This window comes from Aquamicrobium terrae, assembly GCF_040545735.1.
GTDB lineage: Bacteria > Pseudomonadota > Alphaproteobacteria > Rhizobiales > Rhizobiaceae > Mesorhizobium > Mesorhizobium terrae_A.
Window position 1 is genome coordinate 12,130 of sequence record NZ_JBEPML010000012.1, and the last position, 16,104, is coordinate 28,233.

General features: G+C 64.2%; 15 protein-coding genes and 1 pseudogene. 7 read left to right on the plus strand and 9 right to left on the minus strand.

What is annotated here, in order from left to right; genetic code table 11:
- Nucleotides 1-3 precede the first annotated feature (3 nt).
- From ABID37_RS16760 to ABID37_RS16775, 4 genes are read right to left on the minus strand one after another with little or no spacing between them, the layout of a single operon-like run.
- Complete coding sequence (locus ABID37_RS16760) at nucleotides 4-825, minus strand: RibD family protein (protein WP_354196814.1); 822 nt, start codon at nucleotides 823-825, stop codon at nucleotides 4-6.
- Complete coding sequence (locus ABID37_RS16765; protein ID WP_354196816.1) at nucleotides 822-2,444, minus strand: alkaline phosphatase family protein; 1,623 nt, start codon at nucleotides 2,442-2,444, stop codon at nucleotides 822-824. The genes ABID37_RS16760 and ABID37_RS16765 overlap by 4 nt, the downstream gene beginning before the upstream one ends.
- Nucleotides 2,441-3,175 (minus strand): FkbM family methyltransferase, encoded by a 735-nt coding sequence (locus ABID37_RS16770; RefSeq protein WP_354196818.1) that lies wholly within the window; start codon nucleotides 3,173-3,175, stop codon nucleotides 2,441-2,443. Before ABID37_RS16770 ends, ABID37_RS16765 begins: the two co-directional genes overlap by 4 nt.
- Nucleotides 3,172-3,903, minus strand: coding sequence for a CDP-alcohol phosphatidyltransferase family protein (locus ABID37_RS16775; protein WP_354196820.1), 732 nt, complete (start codon nucleotides 3,901-3,903; stop codon nucleotides 3,172-3,174). Before ABID37_RS16775 ends, ABID37_RS16770 begins: the two co-directional genes overlap by 4 nt.
- 130 nt (nucleotides 3,904-4,033) lie before the next feature.
- On the opposite strand from ABID37_RS16775, the gene ABID37_RS16780 reads away from it, so the two are divergent.
- Nucleotides 4,034-4,579, plus strand: a complete 546-nt coding sequence (locus ABID37_RS16780) for a cytochrome b (RefSeq protein ID WP_354196822.1) — start codon at nucleotides 4,034-4,036, stop codon at nucleotides 4,577-4,579.
- 272 nt (nucleotides 4,580-4,851) lie between these two features.
- Here the strand turns inward: ABID37_RS16780 and ABID37_RS16785 are convergent, their stop codons facing one another.
- The gene (locus ABID37_RS16785; RefSeq protein ID WP_354196824.1) at nucleotides 4,852-5,178 is read right to left on the minus strand and encodes a hypothetical protein; all 327 of its coding nucleotides are present in this window, start codon (nucleotides 5,176-5,178) and stop codon (nucleotides 4,852-4,854) included.
- Nucleotides 5,179-5,270: 92 nt separating this feature from the next.
- Here ABID37_RS16785 and ABID37_RS16790 point away from each other — a divergent pair, with 92 nt between their 5' ends.
- From ABID37_RS16790 to ABID37_RS16815, 6 genes and pseudogenes are all read left to right on the plus strand, one after another.
- Complete coding sequence (locus ABID37_RS16790) at nucleotides 5,271-5,396, plus strand: hypothetical protein (RefSeq protein ID WP_354196826.1); 126 nt, start codon at nucleotides 5,271-5,273, stop codon at nucleotides 5,394-5,396.
- A 607-nt stretch (nucleotides 5,397-6,003) separates the two neighbouring features.
- Entirely contained in the window at nucleotides 6,004-6,696 is a 693-nt protein-coding gene (locus ABID37_RS16795) for a DUF899 domain-containing protein (protein ID WP_435521578.1), read from the plus strand.
- A 372-nt stretch (nucleotides 6,697-7,068) separates the two neighbouring features.
- Nucleotides 7,069-7,203, plus strand: a pseudogene (locus ABID37_RS16800) (ArdC-like ssDNA-binding domain-containing protein); the annotation flags it as partial.
- A gap of 158 nt (nucleotides 7,204-7,361) precedes the next feature.
- The gene (locus ABID37_RS16805; protein ID WP_354196830.1) at nucleotides 7,362-8,402 is read left to right on the plus strand and encodes a zinc-dependent alcohol dehydrogenase family protein; all 1,041 of its coding nucleotides are present in this window, start codon (nucleotides 7,362-7,364) and stop codon (nucleotides 8,400-8,402) included.
- 7 nt (nucleotides 8,403-8,409) lie between these two features.
- Entirely contained in the window at nucleotides 8,410-8,577 is a 168-nt protein-coding gene (locus tag ABID37_RS16810) for a hypothetical protein (RefSeq protein WP_354196832.1), read from the plus strand.
- Nucleotides 8,578-9,057: 480 nt separating this feature from the next.
- Nucleotides 9,058-10,365: a hypothetical protein gene (locus ABID37_RS16815; RefSeq protein WP_354196834.1), complete on the plus strand. Its 1,308-nt coding sequence runs from the start codon at nucleotides 9,058-9,060 to the stop codon at nucleotides 10,363-10,365.
- A 433-nt stretch (nucleotides 10,366-10,798) separates the two neighbouring features.
- Here the strand turns inward: ABID37_RS16815 and ABID37_RS16820 are convergent, their stop codons facing one another.
- The 4 genes from ABID37_RS16820 to ABID37_RS16835 all read right to left on the minus strand — a co-directional run bounded on the left by ABID37_RS16820 (nucleotide 10,799) and on the right by ABID37_RS16835 (nucleotide 16,010).
- Nucleotides 10,799-11,689, minus strand: a complete 891-nt coding sequence (locus ABID37_RS16820; protein ID WP_354196836.1) for a class I SAM-dependent methyltransferase — start codon at nucleotides 11,687-11,689, stop codon at nucleotides 10,799-10,801.
- 179 nt (nucleotides 11,690-11,868) lie between these two features.
- Nucleotides 11,869-12,363 carry a hypothetical protein gene (locus ABID37_RS16825; RefSeq protein ID WP_354196838.1) on the minus strand — a complete coding sequence of 165 codons (495 nt, stop codon included), beginning with the start codon at nucleotides 12,361-12,363 and terminating at the stop codon, nucleotides 11,869-11,871.
- Nucleotides 12,364-12,531: 168 nt separating this feature from the next.
- Nucleotides 12,532-15,012 (minus strand): two-component system VirA-like sensor kinase, encoded by a 2,481-nt coding sequence (locus ABID37_RS16830; protein ID WP_354196840.1) that lies wholly within the window; start codon nucleotides 15,010-15,012, stop codon nucleotides 12,532-12,534.
- Nucleotides 15,009-16,010, minus strand: a complete 1,002-nt coding sequence (locus ABID37_RS16835; protein ID WP_354196842.1) for a cytochrome-c peroxidase — start codon at nucleotides 16,008-16,010, stop codon at nucleotides 15,009-15,011. Before ABID37_RS16835 ends, ABID37_RS16830 begins: the two co-directional genes overlap by 4 nt.
- Nucleotides 16,011-16,104: the final 94 nt, after the last annotated feature.

Here is a 16,104-nt window from a genome sequence, read left to right on the forward strand (position 1 = left end):
AAATTAGGCACCGCCGAATGCGCAGTCCACGATGAGGTCAGTTCCGAGCCCGTAGACGTGCGCCTTCGGCCGCCTTGCCTCGATGAGCCGCGGCGGCGGCATGGCGTTGAGGCCGGATGGTCCTGCGCCGATGATCAAGGGCGCGATGCCGATATGAAGGCGATCCACGAGCTCCGCATCCAGGAAGCGGCCGATGGTCGTGCCGCCACCCTCGATCAGCACGCGCCGGAACCCGAGCCCGTCCAGCGCTCCGGCGATTTCGCACGGGTCGAGCATGTCCCCGCGCAAGGGCAGTTCGACAACCTCCACGCCAGCCGACTGTCGTCGCCCGCAGGCCTGCACGACGATGCGCCGGCAGCCGTCATCGCGGAAGACAACGGCATCGTTTCCCAGCCGCCCCGACGGGTCGATCACGATGCGTGCCGGGCTCCGGCCCGCCGCGAGCCTGACAGTGAGGCGTGGATCGTCGGCTACGGCCGTGCCGACGCCGATAACCACCGCGTCGGCGAGCGCACGGCAGCGATGCAGATGGGCGATCCCGTCGCGGCCGGAAACGTGCTGCGCGTCGCCGTCCGGCGTCGCGATGCGGCCGTCGAGCGACTGGCCCACCTGCGCGACGATATAGGGGCGCCCTGCACCGCGACCGAGCAGCGGTCCGTAAAGCGCGGCAGCCGCCCGTTCCTCCGCGCTCCAGCCTGGCTCGGCTTGCACCCCGGCTTCACCATCGGCGCAAGCCAGCAACGCGGCCCAGACCCGCTCCGTGACATCGGCTCGCGCCAGAGGCAGGTCGGCAAGGCCAGGCTGGATCAGTTCGTGCTGGTTCATGAACGCACTACGCCCGACTGCGGCTGCGGTTCCATTCTGGAGACGGCTTCGATGAAACGCGCGCGGAACGCGTCCATCCGCCAGACCGGCGTGTCATGCGCCGGGACCAGCCCGTGCGTCCAGCCCCACGCGTCGAACCTCGCCACCGCCTCGGGGGGTCCGAACAGGTGGATCGGCACGTCGCGGTTCGTGTCGGAGCCCGAGACGAAGACCGCCGGCTGGTGATCGCCGAGGATCACGAAGAGCGGCTTGGTCTCGCCATGCCGCGCGGCGAAAGAGCCGACCGCGCGCAGCGCATAGTCGATCGACCGCCGGAACTGGTCGCGCACGCGGTCGGGATCGGCCCATACCTGCTCGGGCGTGTCGCCGGAGGCCGCCTGCGCGTCGAAGACCGTGCCGTAGCCGACCGCCTCCCACGGTACGAGCGACGGGATTGGCGTCCAGGGCGCGTGCGAGGAGATCAGCGCGATCTCGGCGAATACCGGCCTGTTGCGGCCAGGGCCGAGTTCCAGCCGCTCGAAGGCCGAGAGCGTGTATTGGTCGGGCATGGTCACCCAGTTGAACGGTTTGCCGCGATAGCCGAGATCCTTCGCGGCCAGCACCGTGTCGTAGCCGAACCACGCCGCCTCCGGCCAGGGCATGACGATCGCCGGCATCACGCCGACGTTGCGCCAGCCGGCCTCAGCCGCCACCCGATTGAGTGACTTCCGCTGGCTGCGCATCAGCGCATCGTAGCGGCCCTGCCCGTCGATCCAGAGGCCGGAGAGCAGCGTCCCGTGCGCCAGCCAGCTCTGGCCACCCATGGTCGGCGAGGTCAGCCAGGCGGAGCGCATCGCATAGCCCAGCGCGCCGAGTTCGCGCTCCACGTCGCGCAAGGCGGCGTTGGTCGTTCCGGCATAGAGCGGGCTGTCGAGCGTCGAGCGGCCGTAGGATTCGACGAAGACGAGGACGATGTCTGTGCCGGCAAGGCCGGAGAGGGGGCTAGGCACGGAGGCCAGCACCGGGTCCTGTGCCGCCTCAGCCTCGAGCGCCGCGACGTCCTGCATCGCGCGCATCGCCGCCGATGCGTGGCCCGCGATCAGCCGGGTCGAGAAGGGCGAGGCCGCGCCCGCCCACCACGCGGCGGTGGTCGCGACCGCGATCGCGGCCGTCAGTATGGAGACTGTGTGCGGCCGCTCCGACGCGTGGCGGAGGAGCACGCCGGTGGCGTGCCAGATCACAAACGATAGCAGCGCCAGCACCAGGACGGCCGCCGTCAGATAGAGCGCCGCCGGAACCGGGCCGCTCGATCCGGCGAGCAGCATCCAGGCTGCATGCAGCAGCGGCAGGTCGTAGGCGAGGTTGAAGGGCCGTGCGAGCGCCCCGAACAGCGCGAGGTCCGCCGCCTTCAGTAGCAACGCGATCACGATCAGGAGCGTGACGATCGCTCGCGCCGGCCACCGTGCCGCCGGCCACGCCCCGACGGCGAGCAGAAGCGTCATGACCAACGGCAGCTCGAGCGGGATATGTCGCAGCGCTGCCCATGTCGCCGCATCCGGATGGTTGGGCGCAACGAGTGCGAGATACAGGAGCGCCAGCGCGGCAATCGCAGCAAGCGAGCTCCGCTGCGCCGTCCTCATGGTTCAAGCCGCGCGTAGATGTCGCCGGCACGGCCCGAACGGGCTGCGGCGTCGAGAATCGTCGCGCCCTCTACCCAGGCCGGTAACAGGAAAGCCGGTCTTTCGCCGGAGACAAGATTGAAGCGATATGGGCCGAGCCGCGACAGGCGGCTGACGCAGGCGCGCGTCACGTCAGCCGCTGCTGGCAGGTGTTCGAACGCCAGCGCCGGCACCGGATGGCTCAGCCCAGCTAGCACGTCGGCCTCGTAGCCTTCCACGTCGATCTTCACGAAGGCGGGATTGCCATGGACCTTGCGGAGCGCGTCGAGTGTCGTGACCCTTACCAACTGCTCGCCATCCCAGGCCACGTTACGGAAGCTCGCGTCGCGTCTCGCCATCGCCGCGCCGAAGCCCGGCGCAAGCGACGACACGGTCGGATGCCGCCGCGACACCGCCATGCTGCCCTCGCCCTCCACGGGGCCGGCCGCCAGCGGCAGCACCGTCACCGCGCTCGGCATGGTCCGGACGAGGAAGGCATGGAACGGCGCCTGCGGCTCCAGCGCGACCACATGCGCGCCTGCCCGCGCCATTGCCAGCGCACGGTTGCCGACATGGGCGCCGATGTCGAAGGCGATGTCGCCGGGGCTTAGGAACTGCCGGTAGAAGGTGGCCAGCCGGCCGATTCGCCACGGCCGCGCCCGGTAGATCGCGAGCGATCGGGCAAGGCCCAGCGTGGTCGCCAAGCCGGTCATGCGGCCTTCGCCCGGCGTAGCAGCGCGATCACGTCCACTGCGAAAGACCATGAGAGCGCCCCGAGCGCGCCGAGCGCCAGCCCCGTCGAGAGCGGCGGCGCGATAGCCGGCAGCAGGAGCAGCGCCAGCACGGCGACCTGCACCACGCAGATGGCCTTGCGCCGGGTCGAGGCAGGCAGGTCCGCGCCGAGCGCAGGCCAGGCAAGCGAGGCGGCGAGGAAGGCATATCGCATCAGGCCGAGCAGCAGCACCCACGCGCCGGCCTTGCCGCCTACCCAGGCGGCCGCGGACAGGACGAGGATCAGCAACGCGTCGATCTCCATATCGAAACGCGCGCCGAAGCGCGACGCCATCGCGGTGCGCCGCGCCGCCCAGCCATCGACGCCGTCGAGCGCAAGGGCCGCGAGCGCCAACGGGAAGGCGATCAGCCACAGTGCCAGCGATCCGGTCGTCACGATCGCCGCGAGCAGGCAGGCGAGTGCGGCACGCGCCAGCGTGATCAGGTTAGCCGGACCGAACTCCGGAAAGGGATGGTAGGCCTCGACCCGGCGAAGGATCACCGAGGCGATCCCCCCGAACAGCAGGATTGCGATCGTGGCGGGGGCGATGTCCGACCCGGCCAGCGTCAGTACTGACGCTAGCGCGGCGGCCGCTACGCAGACGGCGATACGCGCCGTGCGGTGAATGCAGCCCGGCAGGCGTATGTCGGCGGATGGAGGGCCCGGCATGGACAGGTTCCTCATGCCGGCAAAGTATGGAGGAGCCTGCGCGGCTGGCAAGATAATCACGCGAAAGTGAATGCTTTCCAACCGCGCAAAGGAGGTCCATGCTGCAGTTTCGTTCGCTGTGGAGATCGTCATGACGTTCGGAACCACCGCCCGCCTCCTGCACTGGATCATGGCCGTGCTCGTGATCGCCATGTTCGTCGCCGGCAACGTGATGACCATGGAGGTCGACCGGCCGCTTCAGGACCTGCTCTTCGTCTTCCACAAGTCGACCGGCGTAATTCTTCTCCTGCTGATCGCATTGCGCATCGTATGGCGGCTGACGCATCCGGCCCCGCCGTTGCCGGCCTCTGTGCCGAAGCTACAGCGCATCGCTGCCTACGCGACCCATCTCGGCCTCTATGTCGTGATCGTGGTCATGACCGTCAGCGGCTATGTCCGAGTCACGGCCGGCGCCTTCCCCATCGACATCCTCGACGTGCTCGGCATTCCCCCACTGCTGGAGAAGAACGAGGCTCTGGCCGAGACGGCCAAGTCCATCCACGCGACCGCCAAATACACGCTGGCCGCGCTCGTTGCCCTGCATGTCGGTGCGGCCGTCTATCATGGCGTCTTGCTGAAGGATGGCGTCTTCTCGCGCATGTGGCCGCCGGTGAAGCCCGCGCGGGACCCAGCCTGAGTTATTCATGCGGATCGGGGATAGCCATGCGACAAGGGGGTGAGTGAACTTCAGCGTGCGCACTTTCCGCCCTTGGCCTTGCGGTGGGTGCGGTGAAGCAGGGCTGCCGGGCGAGTGACGCTGCCGCTCACATGCGAGCACGGTAAGGAGATTGGTTGGCGCCTCCGCGTCATGCGACCTCTTCCTGCCGCGCTGCTTGACGTCATAAAACAGGTGCCGTCGCGCTGATCGCCGCTTATCTGGCGGAGCCTTGAACGACCCAGCCGCCATCCTCAGCGAGCGCGATATCCGGAACTTTGACCCCTGAGCCGGGCGACCATTGCGATTTCATTCGCATGGCCGCCCCATAGCGGTAGCGTCGCTAACAGTAGATGAGAACACAAAGTCAGGAGGACCCGGATGGAATCGGGACGCGCACGGCCTTCGATGCGTACCGCTGCCTGCACATAACTGCCTGCAGCTTCAAAGACACTCTCGTAGCCAAGCACCAGGATGTTGCGCGCTTCCTTGTGGCGGTAAAGGTCAAAGCCGAAGCCCAGCGAAAAATGACCGGGCCGCCCGACCGCCTCTTCGACGGTCGCCAGCTCCTTGGTCAGCATGTCTCTCGGCGGCCCACAGATGTATTGCCGCGCGGCCTTATCATGAGCTTCCCCGCGCCCAAGACCACGCATACCAGCTGGCCCACACCGTCATGACGCCGGTCACGCTGTTCCGTACAGACGGGGGTCTTGGCGTCTTGCCGAGCGCGGGACTCGACGACGACGAGATCGAAGCGCTCGCGGAATACGACGCCTTTGAAAGCGGGCCGGCTCTCTGAGCCGGCCGTTTTCCTTCCGGCGGTGCCGCTTGCGAGCTACGGCGGCAAGGGAAGCTGTGCCGCGGCTGGCAGGGGCCGGGCGCGCACTCACATTTCCCTCAGTTGTGCCAGCCGCGCCCTTGCCGCCTTTGCTCTTCGCGGCGTCCGAAGGGGCTGCGCGAGGTGCGGGGAAGGAAGAGAAGGAAAGGGCCACCAAGGGCGTGCTGGCAAGACAAAGGAAAAGCATGAACTGGAAGAGGTCGTGTTCGATTGCTGTCGCGACAGGCACCGTGCCGCTGCTGCAGGTAAAATCGATGTCGCTAGGCGGGCTTGCGAGGGTCGCAAATTCTGATGCTGAAGCAGTTTCGCGAAAGCATTGAGCCGTAGCTGCATGAAGGTCTCGACTAGACTCCAGGAGTCGCTGAGAGCCTCGGTGGCCAGATTGATCGGGCAGTTGGATCGCACTTTCATGACCTTAGCCCGTCCATTCTGATTGCATATTGCAATCAGAATAAACTCATGCATACTGATTGTATAATGCAATCGGAATGGACAGCAGGATCAACTGGGGGACGACATCGACGTTCGTATGGGCTTGTGACGATCACTTGAAGGAAGGATGATGAAGATGAAGACGCCACCGATCGTCTCGGCGCAGGAGTGGGAGAACGCGCGCGAGGAGCTGCTCGTGAAAGAGAAGGAACTCACGCGGGCCCGCGACGCGATGGCGGCCGAGCGGCGCCGGATGCCGTGGATGGCTGTTGAGAAGGATTACCGATTTGAGGGCCCGAACGGGATGGTCAACCTTCTCGACCTGTTCGAGAAGCGCAGGCAGCTAATCGTCTATCGCTTCTTCTACGGGCTCGAAGTCACGAATTCTTATGCAGAAGGCGGCATGTACCCGGAACGTGGCTGTGCCGGCTGTTCTTTCCTCGCCGATCAGGTCGCGCATCCGGCCCATCTGAATGCTCGCGACACCACGCTTGCGTTCGTCTCGCGCGCGCCCCAGTCCGAGATCCGAGGCCTTAAGAAACGGATGGGATGGGCGGAGATCCCTTGGTACACGATCATCGATGACTTTGATGCGGACTTCGGTGTCCGCGAGATGCACGGGACCAACGCCTTCATCCGCGAGGGCGAAAGGATCTTCCGCACCTACTTCGTCAACAATCGCGGCGACGAGGCTATGGGGAGTACATGGAGCTACCTCGACATCACTGCGCTCGGACGCCAGGAGGAATGGGAGGACTCGCCGAGCGGATACCCGCAAACGCCCCCGTACCGGTGGTGGAACTATCACGACGCATACGGCGAGCATTAAGCATGCGCCGCCGTGATCACAAAGAGGTACGACTTCATCCTTGAATGTAAGGGGCCCTGCATGCAGATAGCGACCCTTGGTTGACCCAACCAACGGAAGAGGCGTGGCCTTGCACTTTGGGCTGCCCGTATCCGCGGCGCCGCTCCCTAGGAGGCAGGAAGAGAAGGTAGGAGAGGGGCTGCGCTTGCGGCCGTCCCGGATGGCGATCCTGCCGGGGCCGCCGGTCCGCGCAACGGCTTCGCCGTCCTCCACTTCGTTCCGGTCCTTCTCGCCCGTCGCTGTGCGACGGGCCTGGTCGGTGCGCGGTCCCTCCTGATTGCCTCGGCTGTGGACCTCCGCGACGGGCGCGGCTCTGAAACGGAGGACAGGAAAATGACCGACAGGAAATCCGGCTCGCGCGCCGACGCCTATACCCGCATCACCGAACGCATCGTCGCCGATCTCGAAAAGGGTGTCCGCCGATGGGTCCAGCCATGGAGCGCGGGCAATGCCGGCGGCCGCGTCACAACCCGCTGTCCCACAGCATCCAACTGTCAGCGTAGTCGGAGCTGAAAGCGGTGGTGCTGCTTCCAGCATGATGTTGTTGGTGCCGACGGCAAGGCTCTCTATGAGGTAGTGATCTGGTTCAGCGCAAAATCCAAAACCCACCGTCCGTGAGGAAGTACATGAAAGCCGTGATGTTTGAAGCCTTCAACGAACGCCCGAAGCTGGTCCGTGTGCCCGATCCTTCGCCGGAGCCCCACGGGGTGGTCCTGAAGGTCGAGGCGACGGGCGTCTGCCGTAGCGACTGGCACGGCTGGGTGGGCCATGACGCCGATATCGAGCTGCCGCATGTGCCAGGCCATGAACTGGCCGGCGTGATCCAGGCGATTGGCAAGGACGTCACGAAATGGAAGGTGGGCGACCGGGTGACGGTACCCTTCGTAGGCGGGTGCGGGGACTGTCCGGAGTGCCATGCCGGCCATCAACAGGTCTGCCACCACCAGTTCCAGCCCGGCTTCACTCATTGGGGATCGTTCGCTGAATATGTCTCGATCCACAAGGCGGACCTGAACTTGGTCGCGCTGCCCGAAAGCGTCAGTTTCGCAACCGCTGCTTCGCTGGGCTGCCGTTTCGTGACCTCTTTCCGGGCCGTCGTCGATCAAGGCAAGGTTGCGGCGGGTCAATGGGTGGCGGTCCACGGCTGCGGCGGGGTGGGCCTCGCCGCGATCATGATTGCCGATGCGCTCGGCGCCAACGTCGTCGCGGTCGACATCGCCGACGACAAGCTGGCGCTGGCGCGAAGCCTCGGTGCGGCTATCACGATCAATGCCCGATCCGTCGCCGATGTGTCCGGGGCCGTGATAGAGGCGAGCAAGGGCGGCGTCCATGTCTCACTAGACGCGCTCGGGCATCCGGAGACCTGCTTCAATTCGATCCTCGGATTGCGCCGGCGCGGCAAGCATGTGCAGGTGGGGCTGATGCTGGCCGACCACAGCACGCCTATCGTGCCGATGAGCCGGATCGTGGCGCATGAGCTCGAAATCCTCGGCAGCCACGGGATGCAGGCGCATCGCTACGACGTGATGATGCCGATGATCCTCGCCGGCAAGCTGAGGCCGGAGCGTCTGGTCAGGCAGAAGATCGGCCTGGAGGAGTCGATCGATGTGCTGATGGCCATGGACAAATTCCAGGGCGCCGGGGTCACCGTCATTACAAGGTTCTGAGGCAATCATGACGATCGATTGCTCCGGCGTCGTCCTCGACATGGATGGGCTGCTGGACACCGAACAGCTCCAGATGAAGATCGCGCCCCGCGCGCTTCGCGGCCTCGGCCACGAGCTGGACCCGTCCTTCTTCAACCGGCTCGTCGACGTCCCGCAGGCGGAATATCCCGGCTGATCGGCCTGGAGCTGGGAACGGAGATCGAGGCGGGGGCTGTCGACGCGGCCTTCCACACGCGGATGGAGGAAGGCATCCTGCTGATGCCGGGCGTTCACGACTTCCTCGACGCTCTCGACAGGCGCAAGCTGCCGCGCGCAATCGTGACCAACGGCGTCACCACACACGGAGTGAAAGCTCCAACAGACGGGACTTCTCGGCCGGATCGACGTGGTGGTCGACCTCGCGGTCACGGTCCATCCCGCGCTCAAAGTCTTCATAGGAGCGACCGCAATATGGCTATGATAGTCATACGATCTGGATCGGCGAACCGGTATGCCCCAGGTGCGGTGGCACGCAGGAAATGACCGACCGGCAAGTGCAAATGCTGGAAACGCCATTGCCGAAGGGCAGGCCGATCAGCGCGGAAGCTGAAAGCGGGGTAAGGAGAGCGCCATGTCCATGCACGAGATTGAAGACCTGGTGGAGGAAAGCGTTCGCATGCTGCTGGCGGCCGATGGCGAGCGTGACGACAAGGTTGCCGGTATCGGTCAGCTCTATTCCGTGCAGGCCTGGTTCGACACGGGCGACACGACCGGCCGGCTTGCCGACGAACTCCGCGCTGTCGGTTATGTCAATAAGCCGCCACCGCGCCCATTGGCTCTGTTGCGCCTCGCCGCCGACATGATGGAGGCCGCCGGCGCAGCCGGCCGTGTCGAAATCGCGCAAGGTTGGCTGGCGCTCGCGCTCAAGGCGATCATCGAACTTGACTTGACCGACCAGATACCCGCGACGTTTCACGGCATGCTGGCCGATGGCGACGGGCCGAGGATGCGCGCGATCGCGCTGGAAGGCGGGTTGCACAGCCGCTGGCGCAAAGACTTCTTCATGCGCGTGCCTTCGTGGAGCAGCAACAAGACCCTGCTCGCACCGCTTGATCCTGACAGGCTGGAACGACGGTTCATTTTGCGCTTCCTGTCCGACGCCAAGGCGGACGAAGCGACGATCCGCGCCGCCTACGAAGCGGAAAGGGCGACGATCGACGGCCTGGCCGACCTGCCCCTGTTCACACTGCCGGAACGGGTGCCCCGGATCGCCCCGTTCGCGTATCTGGGTCTCGATACCAAGGGCCAGTATCGTCGCTTCGTCTTCGCCGACAGCCGCGAGCCGGCCGCGCGCGATGAATCGCGCATCTTCGTCGTACTCGAGCACAGCAACGATTTGAGCATGCTGACCTTCGAGATACGGGTGCAGTCCGGCCTGCTGCTCGCCTGGCAGGGCGGCGGCGGCGACTGCATCACCGATACGCATTTCCGCCTGAACGTGGGGATGCTGGTTCCCGAAAAGGAGCTTGCGGCCGATGACGGATACAACGCTGTCGGCGGCTGGCCGTTCAGGCTCGACCAGTCGGCCAAGGTTCTCGACGCGCGGCTCGCCGCGATCTTCAGACATCTGAAGCATGTCGAGCGCGTGCGGAGGTTCCACGATGCGCCGCTTGACCGATTGCTGGCGGCCTCCACGCCGGAGGCGATGGAGAAGAGGCGTCGCGACCTGCGGGGCAGGTACGGCTTTTTCCTGAACGACATTGAACTCCTGTTCGCCTATGCCTGCCTCGAATGGGAGCGGGCCGGTCGCCCGGATGCGTTGATCGCCAGGATCGAGGACGAGTTGCGCTTCGTGGTCGATCTTTACCCGCTAAAGCGGGCCTGGGAGGACGGGGTTCGATTGCTGCGCCAGAAACCCTGGTTTCCGCCGACGACCGAGATCTTTCCATACAAACGGTTGGAGGTTCCTTCGCGGGCGACGTGAACGCGACCCAGCCCGCGCTATACTCGGAGCGACGAAAGGTACTCGCAGCGTTTTGGGACATGGGGTAATCGGCGCGGCATCAATCCGCCCGCGGCGTATGCCAAATGCTTTGGCTTTCGGTCAACCCCGGGAGACCTATCATGGACCAGCATTATGTTGCATTGGACGTGTCGCTGCAGAAGTCTGCTGTGCATTCTGAACACCACAGGTCGTGTCGTCATCGAAGCAGAAGTTCCGTCGAAGCCTACGGCCCTGGCCGCCTTCATCCATACCCATGCACCTTCCTGTGTCAGAGTTGGTCTGGAAAGTGGGCCGACGGCAAGCAAGGGCGAGGGGTGAACGGTGGTCTGTTCCGAACAGGAAATTCGGGCTTGTGGGCTGGTGCCGGTCGCAACAGTAACTGAATAGCTGCCCCGTCATCTCACGCATTTCGTCATTTCTCGTTCAGTGGGACCTCGAGGCGTGTCCAAGCGCCCACGAGTGGCGGCGGCATGATGCAGGCTGAATTCCCGGTAGCCTCAGCGCGCAATCGATCCGCAAGCGTATCGGGTTGCACCTCCTCAGCCCAAGCAATCCCAAGTCGCTCCATGAGAGGCAGCAGACTGCGCAAGGTTTCCGCGACATATTCGTAGACGAAGGATTGCGGACCGGCTTCGACGCGTCCGGCGGCGATCATCTGCGGTGCTGACAGTCCGGCCTCGAGAAACGCCGTATGCAGCTTCGGCCCCATGTCCACCTCGAAGCCGCCGCGCTCGAAGGTTTCCAGGATCCAGCGCCTGCAGCGGCGGAACTCCGATCCGTCCGGGACGCTTCGCACTGAAGGCATCGCCATCTCCTGAAACGCCAGGATTCCGCCGGGCCGAAGGTGATCGGCGAGCCGCCGCAGCGTCGTCGCGGGGTCCGGCAGGTACATCAGAATGAGGCGGCCGATGATTGCGTCGAACTTCTTGTCCGGGTCGAAGTCATCAAGTTCGGCGGCGGCGAACCTGACCCAATGGCATTGTCCGGCTTCAGTCACCCGCTTTTCCGCAGTCTCAATCGCCTCTATCGAACGGTCTACACCCAGCACGGCGCCGGAAGGACCGACAAGTTGACCTGCAATCAGCGATACGTCCCCGACCCCACTGCCCAGATCGAGCACCTGCATACCGCGCGCGAGCCCGGCCCGCCGCAGGAAATCTTCGGTGAGATTGCGAATAAACGCGCCCTGCAAGGCAAGCCGCCTGAGCTCGTGTTTCGAATAGCCCAGCGCATAGGAAGCCTCGTCATGCGATCCGGGCCCGATGCCGTTTGGCTGGCTATCGTCAAGAAGAGCCTTCTGCATGGTTCTCTCCCTTGCTCGTCTTCGATTGGTGAAAACTCGTTGAGGCAATGTCGCACGTGTCTGCTACTTGCCGATTTCAGCGGCGAGCAATGAGGGTTACAGCTGCAACAGAGGCGCTCTGCGCCCAAGTCAGAGTGAGATGGAAAGCGTGCCGTGCCTCACGCCTGCGGGCCAACCCGTTAGCCCGGCGCCTGGGGTACCATGACGATGTGTGGCGTGGAGGGACGCTGCCCGGGGGCCACGAAATCGGGAACACTGCGATCGTCTTTCGGCAGCGAGCGGATATAGCGGTGCATCGCGCGCAGGTCGTCCTCCGCGAAAGCCTGCAGATTGAACCACGGCATCGGTGGCCGCGTCCGCAGCGAGCGGGCATACCGCACCCATTCGTTCTCGCTCATCTTCGCGAGCAAGCCGCGCAGATTGGAAGGATAGGTGGTGCCCCAAGGACCGCTAAATCCAATCGCGTCTCCAACAAGCCAGTCTTTTTCCGGCACCTTGCCCGCAGTCGTGAGATATCCCGGGGTATGGCAGTCGTTGCATCCGCCGATCTTCACGAGATAGCGACCGCGCTCGATGTCGGTTGATTGAGCCATGCCCTGAACGGACCCGACGATCGCAAGGCTGAGAAACCCGCACAGCACGAGGCCTGCACCCAGCGTGGTGTACCGGACCATTGTCGGCTCCCTTCAATTCGGTTGAATAGGCTACGGCTGGCCGACGTCGCGTTGCAGGCCGACACATGGCGATCTTACGGAGACGCGGCTACCGGGTGATTTCAGCTAGGGGCAGTTGCGTTACGGATGTAACGGGGAAGGATTCATCGCCGGTACTGACAGAGTTGGTCAAGCGGGCAGTTGCCGCGCGAGGCAATCGCCGAGATCCCTCGAGAGCAGCGGCTTCTTCAACACTTCGCGTATCCCTGCGGCCTGCAATCGCTCCGGCTTAAGGGTCATGGTATATCCGGTCATCAGCACGATCGGCACTTCGGGGCGGATGGTGTGTATGATACTCGCGAGCTCTGTGCCTCTCAACTCTGGCATGATCTCATCGGTGAGAATAAGATCGAAGCGTCCGGGATCGGCGCGGAATGCCGATAGCGCTGCCTTGCCATGTCCGAAGCCCACCGGCTCGTAGCCGAGCGCCGCGAGCATGTCTTCGCCGAGCAGCATGAGCGGCTCGTCATTTTCGACGATCAGGATCGTTTCGCCGTGGCCGTGTGGGACGGATCGGTCGTGGTCAGGCTCCCGCTGCACCGCCGCCTCGATTTGCGGGAGGTAAACGGAGAATGTCGCGCCTTGTCCGGGTTTGCTTTGCACATCGATGGCGCCGTGGTGCGCGGAGACGATTCCGTGAACGGTGGAGAGCCCCAGCCCAGTGCCCTTGCCGGCAGGCTTGGTGGTGAAGAATGGTTCGAAGATCCTCTCCATCGCCGCGGGGTAGATGCCGGGACCGGTATCCGAGACCTGTAGCAGAACATGACGCCCGGCCTGCGCCGCGCCATGCGACAGGTCGCGTGCATGCGGTATGAAGATCGTTTGCAGAACGACCCGGACCATACCACTGCCGCCCATGGCCTGAGCAGCATTGGTCGCGAGGTTCACGACCACCTGCTGCAGCTCCGTTCGATCGCCCATGACGGCAGCATCCTGCACTGCCAGTTCGGCATGAAGGGATATGGTGGCGGGAAGCGATGCCCGCACGAGATCGACCGCCTCTTCGACGACGGTTCGGGCATCAAGCAGCTTTTGTTCGCGCTCGCGAAGGCGACCGAAAGCCAGAACTTGCTCGACGATATCCTGCGCCCGCTCCCCCGCCTTCATGATCTGCAGCACGTATCTGCGCGCGCGCGAATCCTTGGTCAGGATTGCCAGAGCCATTTCCCCGTAGCCTCGGACGGCGCCCAGTATGTTGTTGAACTCATGAGCGATCCCGCCCGCCAAGGTTCCGATCGCTTCCAGCCGCTGCGAGCGGTTGAGCCGCAGTTGCAGGTCTTCGCGTTCGGCCTCGCTCCGCTCACGGATCGTCGCATTGGCGATCACTTCTGCCACAGTGCGAAGCAGCGCGATATCGTCCTTCTCCCAGGCATGCGGGCGCTCGTGGAAAAGGATCACCGCCCCCCGGCCTCGTGTTCCCATATCCATCGGGAGCGAGAGCAGGGACCGGATTCCAAGATGCGCCAGCGCCTCTTTCTCGTAGCTGTCAGGGAGACCGGCGATGTTCGGAACATGAACGCTGCCTTGCCTTTCATGACCTTCCACGCGCCAGCCGCGGATAAGTCGGGCCAAGCTGTCGGTCGGGGTAGTGCCGTTGCCGGGTTCGTGCTGGAGGCCGTCGGGATCGTTCGACGCGGGCAGGGCGAGTTCCGCTCCGGCGATCTTCAGGTGAGATGCAAGGTGCGCAAGCGCGTCCTGCGCGGCGGCCCCGATTTCATTGCGCGGCAGATTGATGAACCGGGTAGAGATCGCGGCGACCAGCCGCTCCAGTTCAAGCCTTTCCTTGAGCCGATCCCTATTGGCGCGCAGCCGGACGAACAGATAGGCGACATAACCCATCAGAACGATCGCAACGCCGTAGAGCAAGCTCATGAAGACGTTGGCGCGCCTGGTTGCGCGGGAATTCGCTTCGAGATAGGAGCCCTGAAGCGACCGCGCGAGACTGCCGAGCGGGGCCGACTGGATGCTGCCGACAAGACCGTCGACGCGCGGCAGCGTTCGAATGATGAGGCGGGCGTGGGAAATCAACGAGCGGACCTCGCCCTCCGCTGACAGATTCGCCGCACGACGCTCCAACATATAGATCGAATTTGTGACCTGGTCCGCAAGATCCTGCCGGGGCGCGTTGATGAAGCGAAGCATGGCTGCCGTCACCATGGCGATCTCACTCGCCACACCCGCTTGTCCGCTTCGGGACGTCAGTCGCTGGCTGAGGTGATTGAAATAGGACAAGGAGTTCTGCAGCAGTGCGTTGTCCGACTTAAAGGATTCGACAAGCGCCTCCTGCTCCGCGACCGAGTTGGTGATGTCGGCGGTCTTCTGCCGTATGTCGGAGCCGGCATTCCAGGTCCCCCCGTCATCGGAGGGTAGGCCGGCTGCGGCCACTCGCAAATTGTCCATGGATCTGACGAGTGGGTCGTAGTTCGGCAGCAGTCCCGCTCGTCCGAGCAGCACGTCCCTTTGAAGCTCGGCGTCATACAGGATGACCGACTGCAGCGCGTTCGCGCGCTCGTGTCGCGGAGCGTCGATGGAAGTGCCCTTCGCCAAGAAATAGGTCAGAACGACGAGGAGCACCGCCAGGATGGCCGCGAGGAACGGAAGCTGTTTCATGGCTTTGGCGCTTCGCCAGGACCCTGCCGGCGGTATTCGCCCGTCAGCGTGTTCAGGAAGCGGGCGATCGCCGCGACGTCATCCCTTGGCAATTGGCGACCGAGCTGCGTGCGCGCCATGATGCCGATCGCTTCCTCGAGCGAAGCGGTGCGGCCATCATGGAAATAGGGCGCCGTGAGCGCGACGTTGCGAAGGCTGGGAACCCGGAACACATGACGGTCCTGCTCCAAGCCCGTGACGGTAAAGCGACCGAGATCGCTGTCGTCTTCGCTCGCGCGATCCGCGAAGGGATCGGCGAAGATGCCGAACCGCTGGAACAGGTTGCCGCCAACATTCGCTCCCTGGTGGCAGGCGATACAGCCATATTCCTTGAAGAGCTCGTAGCCGCGCAGTTCCCCGGAGGTGAGTACACCCTTTTCGCCCGTAAGATGCCGGTCGAAACGCGCATCGACAGTGATGAGGGAACGTTGAAAGGAAGCTAGTGCGTCGAGAACGCTGTCCCTTGTGGGAGCGGAATCATAAGCCGCAGCAAATCTGCGGACATAGCCTGCATCGCCTTGCAGTTTGGGAAGCAGTTCATTCCAATTCGCGCCCATCAGGTTGGGATCGAGTAGGGCAGCTTCGTTCTGTTCCTCGATCCTGCGGAACTCGCCGCGCCAGTTCAAGCGAAAATTGCGCGAGACATTGAATATCGTGGGGGCATTGAAATCCAGCGGTTTGCCGTCTGCCCCGGCGGGACGCTCAAGACCGTCATCTCCACCGGCGTCAAGGTCGTGGCAGGAGGCGCAGGCGACCGTTCCGGCGCCAGACAGGCGCGCATCGTGAAAGAGGATTTCGCCCAGTGACACCTTGGCGGCATCAGTTGCCTCCGAGGGCTGTAGGGGCGCTATGGGCTCTCCGGCATCCTGTGCCGCTTGGCCGAATGCCGTCGGCAGCCATGGTATTAAAGCCACGAAGCAGAGCAGAAAGAATCCGGCTGCGGCCACTCCGATGGCCAACGTTCTCTTCGCCCGGTCGATTCGGGAGCCGGGCTGCTGCCGGGTGGGGCGTACGACCATTTCAACAAGAAATCGCCAAAAATCGGCGCTTTAA

Coding starts and splice junctions, on each gene's coding strand:
- ABID37_RS16760 (WP_354196814.1), bottom strand. CDS start 825: ATGAACCAGCACGAACTGATCCAGCCTGGCCTTGCCGACCTGCCTCTG.
- ABID37_RS16765 (WP_354196816.1), bottom strand. CDS start 2,444: ATGAGGACGGCGCAGCGGAGCTCGCTTGCTGCGATTGCCGCGCTGGCG.
- ABID37_RS16770 (WP_354196818.1), bottom strand. CDS start 3,175: ATGACCGGCTTGGCGACCACGCTGGGCCTTGCCCGATCGCTCGCGATC.
- ABID37_RS16775 (WP_354196820.1), bottom strand. CDS start 3,903: ATGCCGGGCCCTCCATCCGCCGACATACGCCTGCCGGGCTGCATTCAC.
- ABID37_RS16780 (WP_354196822.1), top strand. CDS start 4,034: ATGACGTTCGGAACCACCGCCCGCCTCCTGCACTGGATCATGGCCGTG.
- ABID37_RS16785 (WP_354196824.1), bottom strand. CDS start 5,178: ATGCTGACCAAGGAGCTGGCGACCGTCGAAGAGGCGGTCGGGCGGCCC.
- ABID37_RS16790 (WP_354196826.1), top strand. CDS start 5,271: ATGACGCCGGTCACGCTGTTCCGTACAGACGGGGGTCTTGGCGTCTTG.
- ABID37_RS16795 (WP_435521578.1), top strand. CDS start 6,004: ATGAAGACGCCACCGATCGTCTCGGCGCAGGAGTGGGAGAACGCGCGC.
- ABID37_RS16805 (WP_354196830.1), top strand. CDS start 7,362: ATGAAAGCCGTGATGTTTGAAGCCTTCAACGAACGCCCGAAGCTGGTC.
- ABID37_RS16810 (WP_354196832.1), top strand. CDS start 8,410: ATGACGATCGATTGCTCCGGCGTCGTCCTCGACATGGATGGGCTGCTG.
- ABID37_RS16815 (WP_354196834.1), top strand. CDS start 9,058: ATGCTGCTGGCGGCCGATGGCGAGCGTGACGACAAGGTTGCCGGTATC.
- ABID37_RS16820 (WP_354196836.1), bottom strand. CDS start 11,689: ATGCAGAAGGCTCTTCTTGACGATAGCCAGCCAAACGGCATCGGGCCC.
- ABID37_RS16825 (WP_354196838.1), bottom strand. CDS start 12,363: ATGGTCCGGTACACCACGCTGGGTGCAGGCCTCGTGCTGTGCGGGTTT.
- ABID37_RS16830 (WP_354196840.1), bottom strand. CDS start 15,012: ATGAAACAGCTTCCGTTCCTCGCGGCCATCCTGGCGGTGCTCCTCGTC.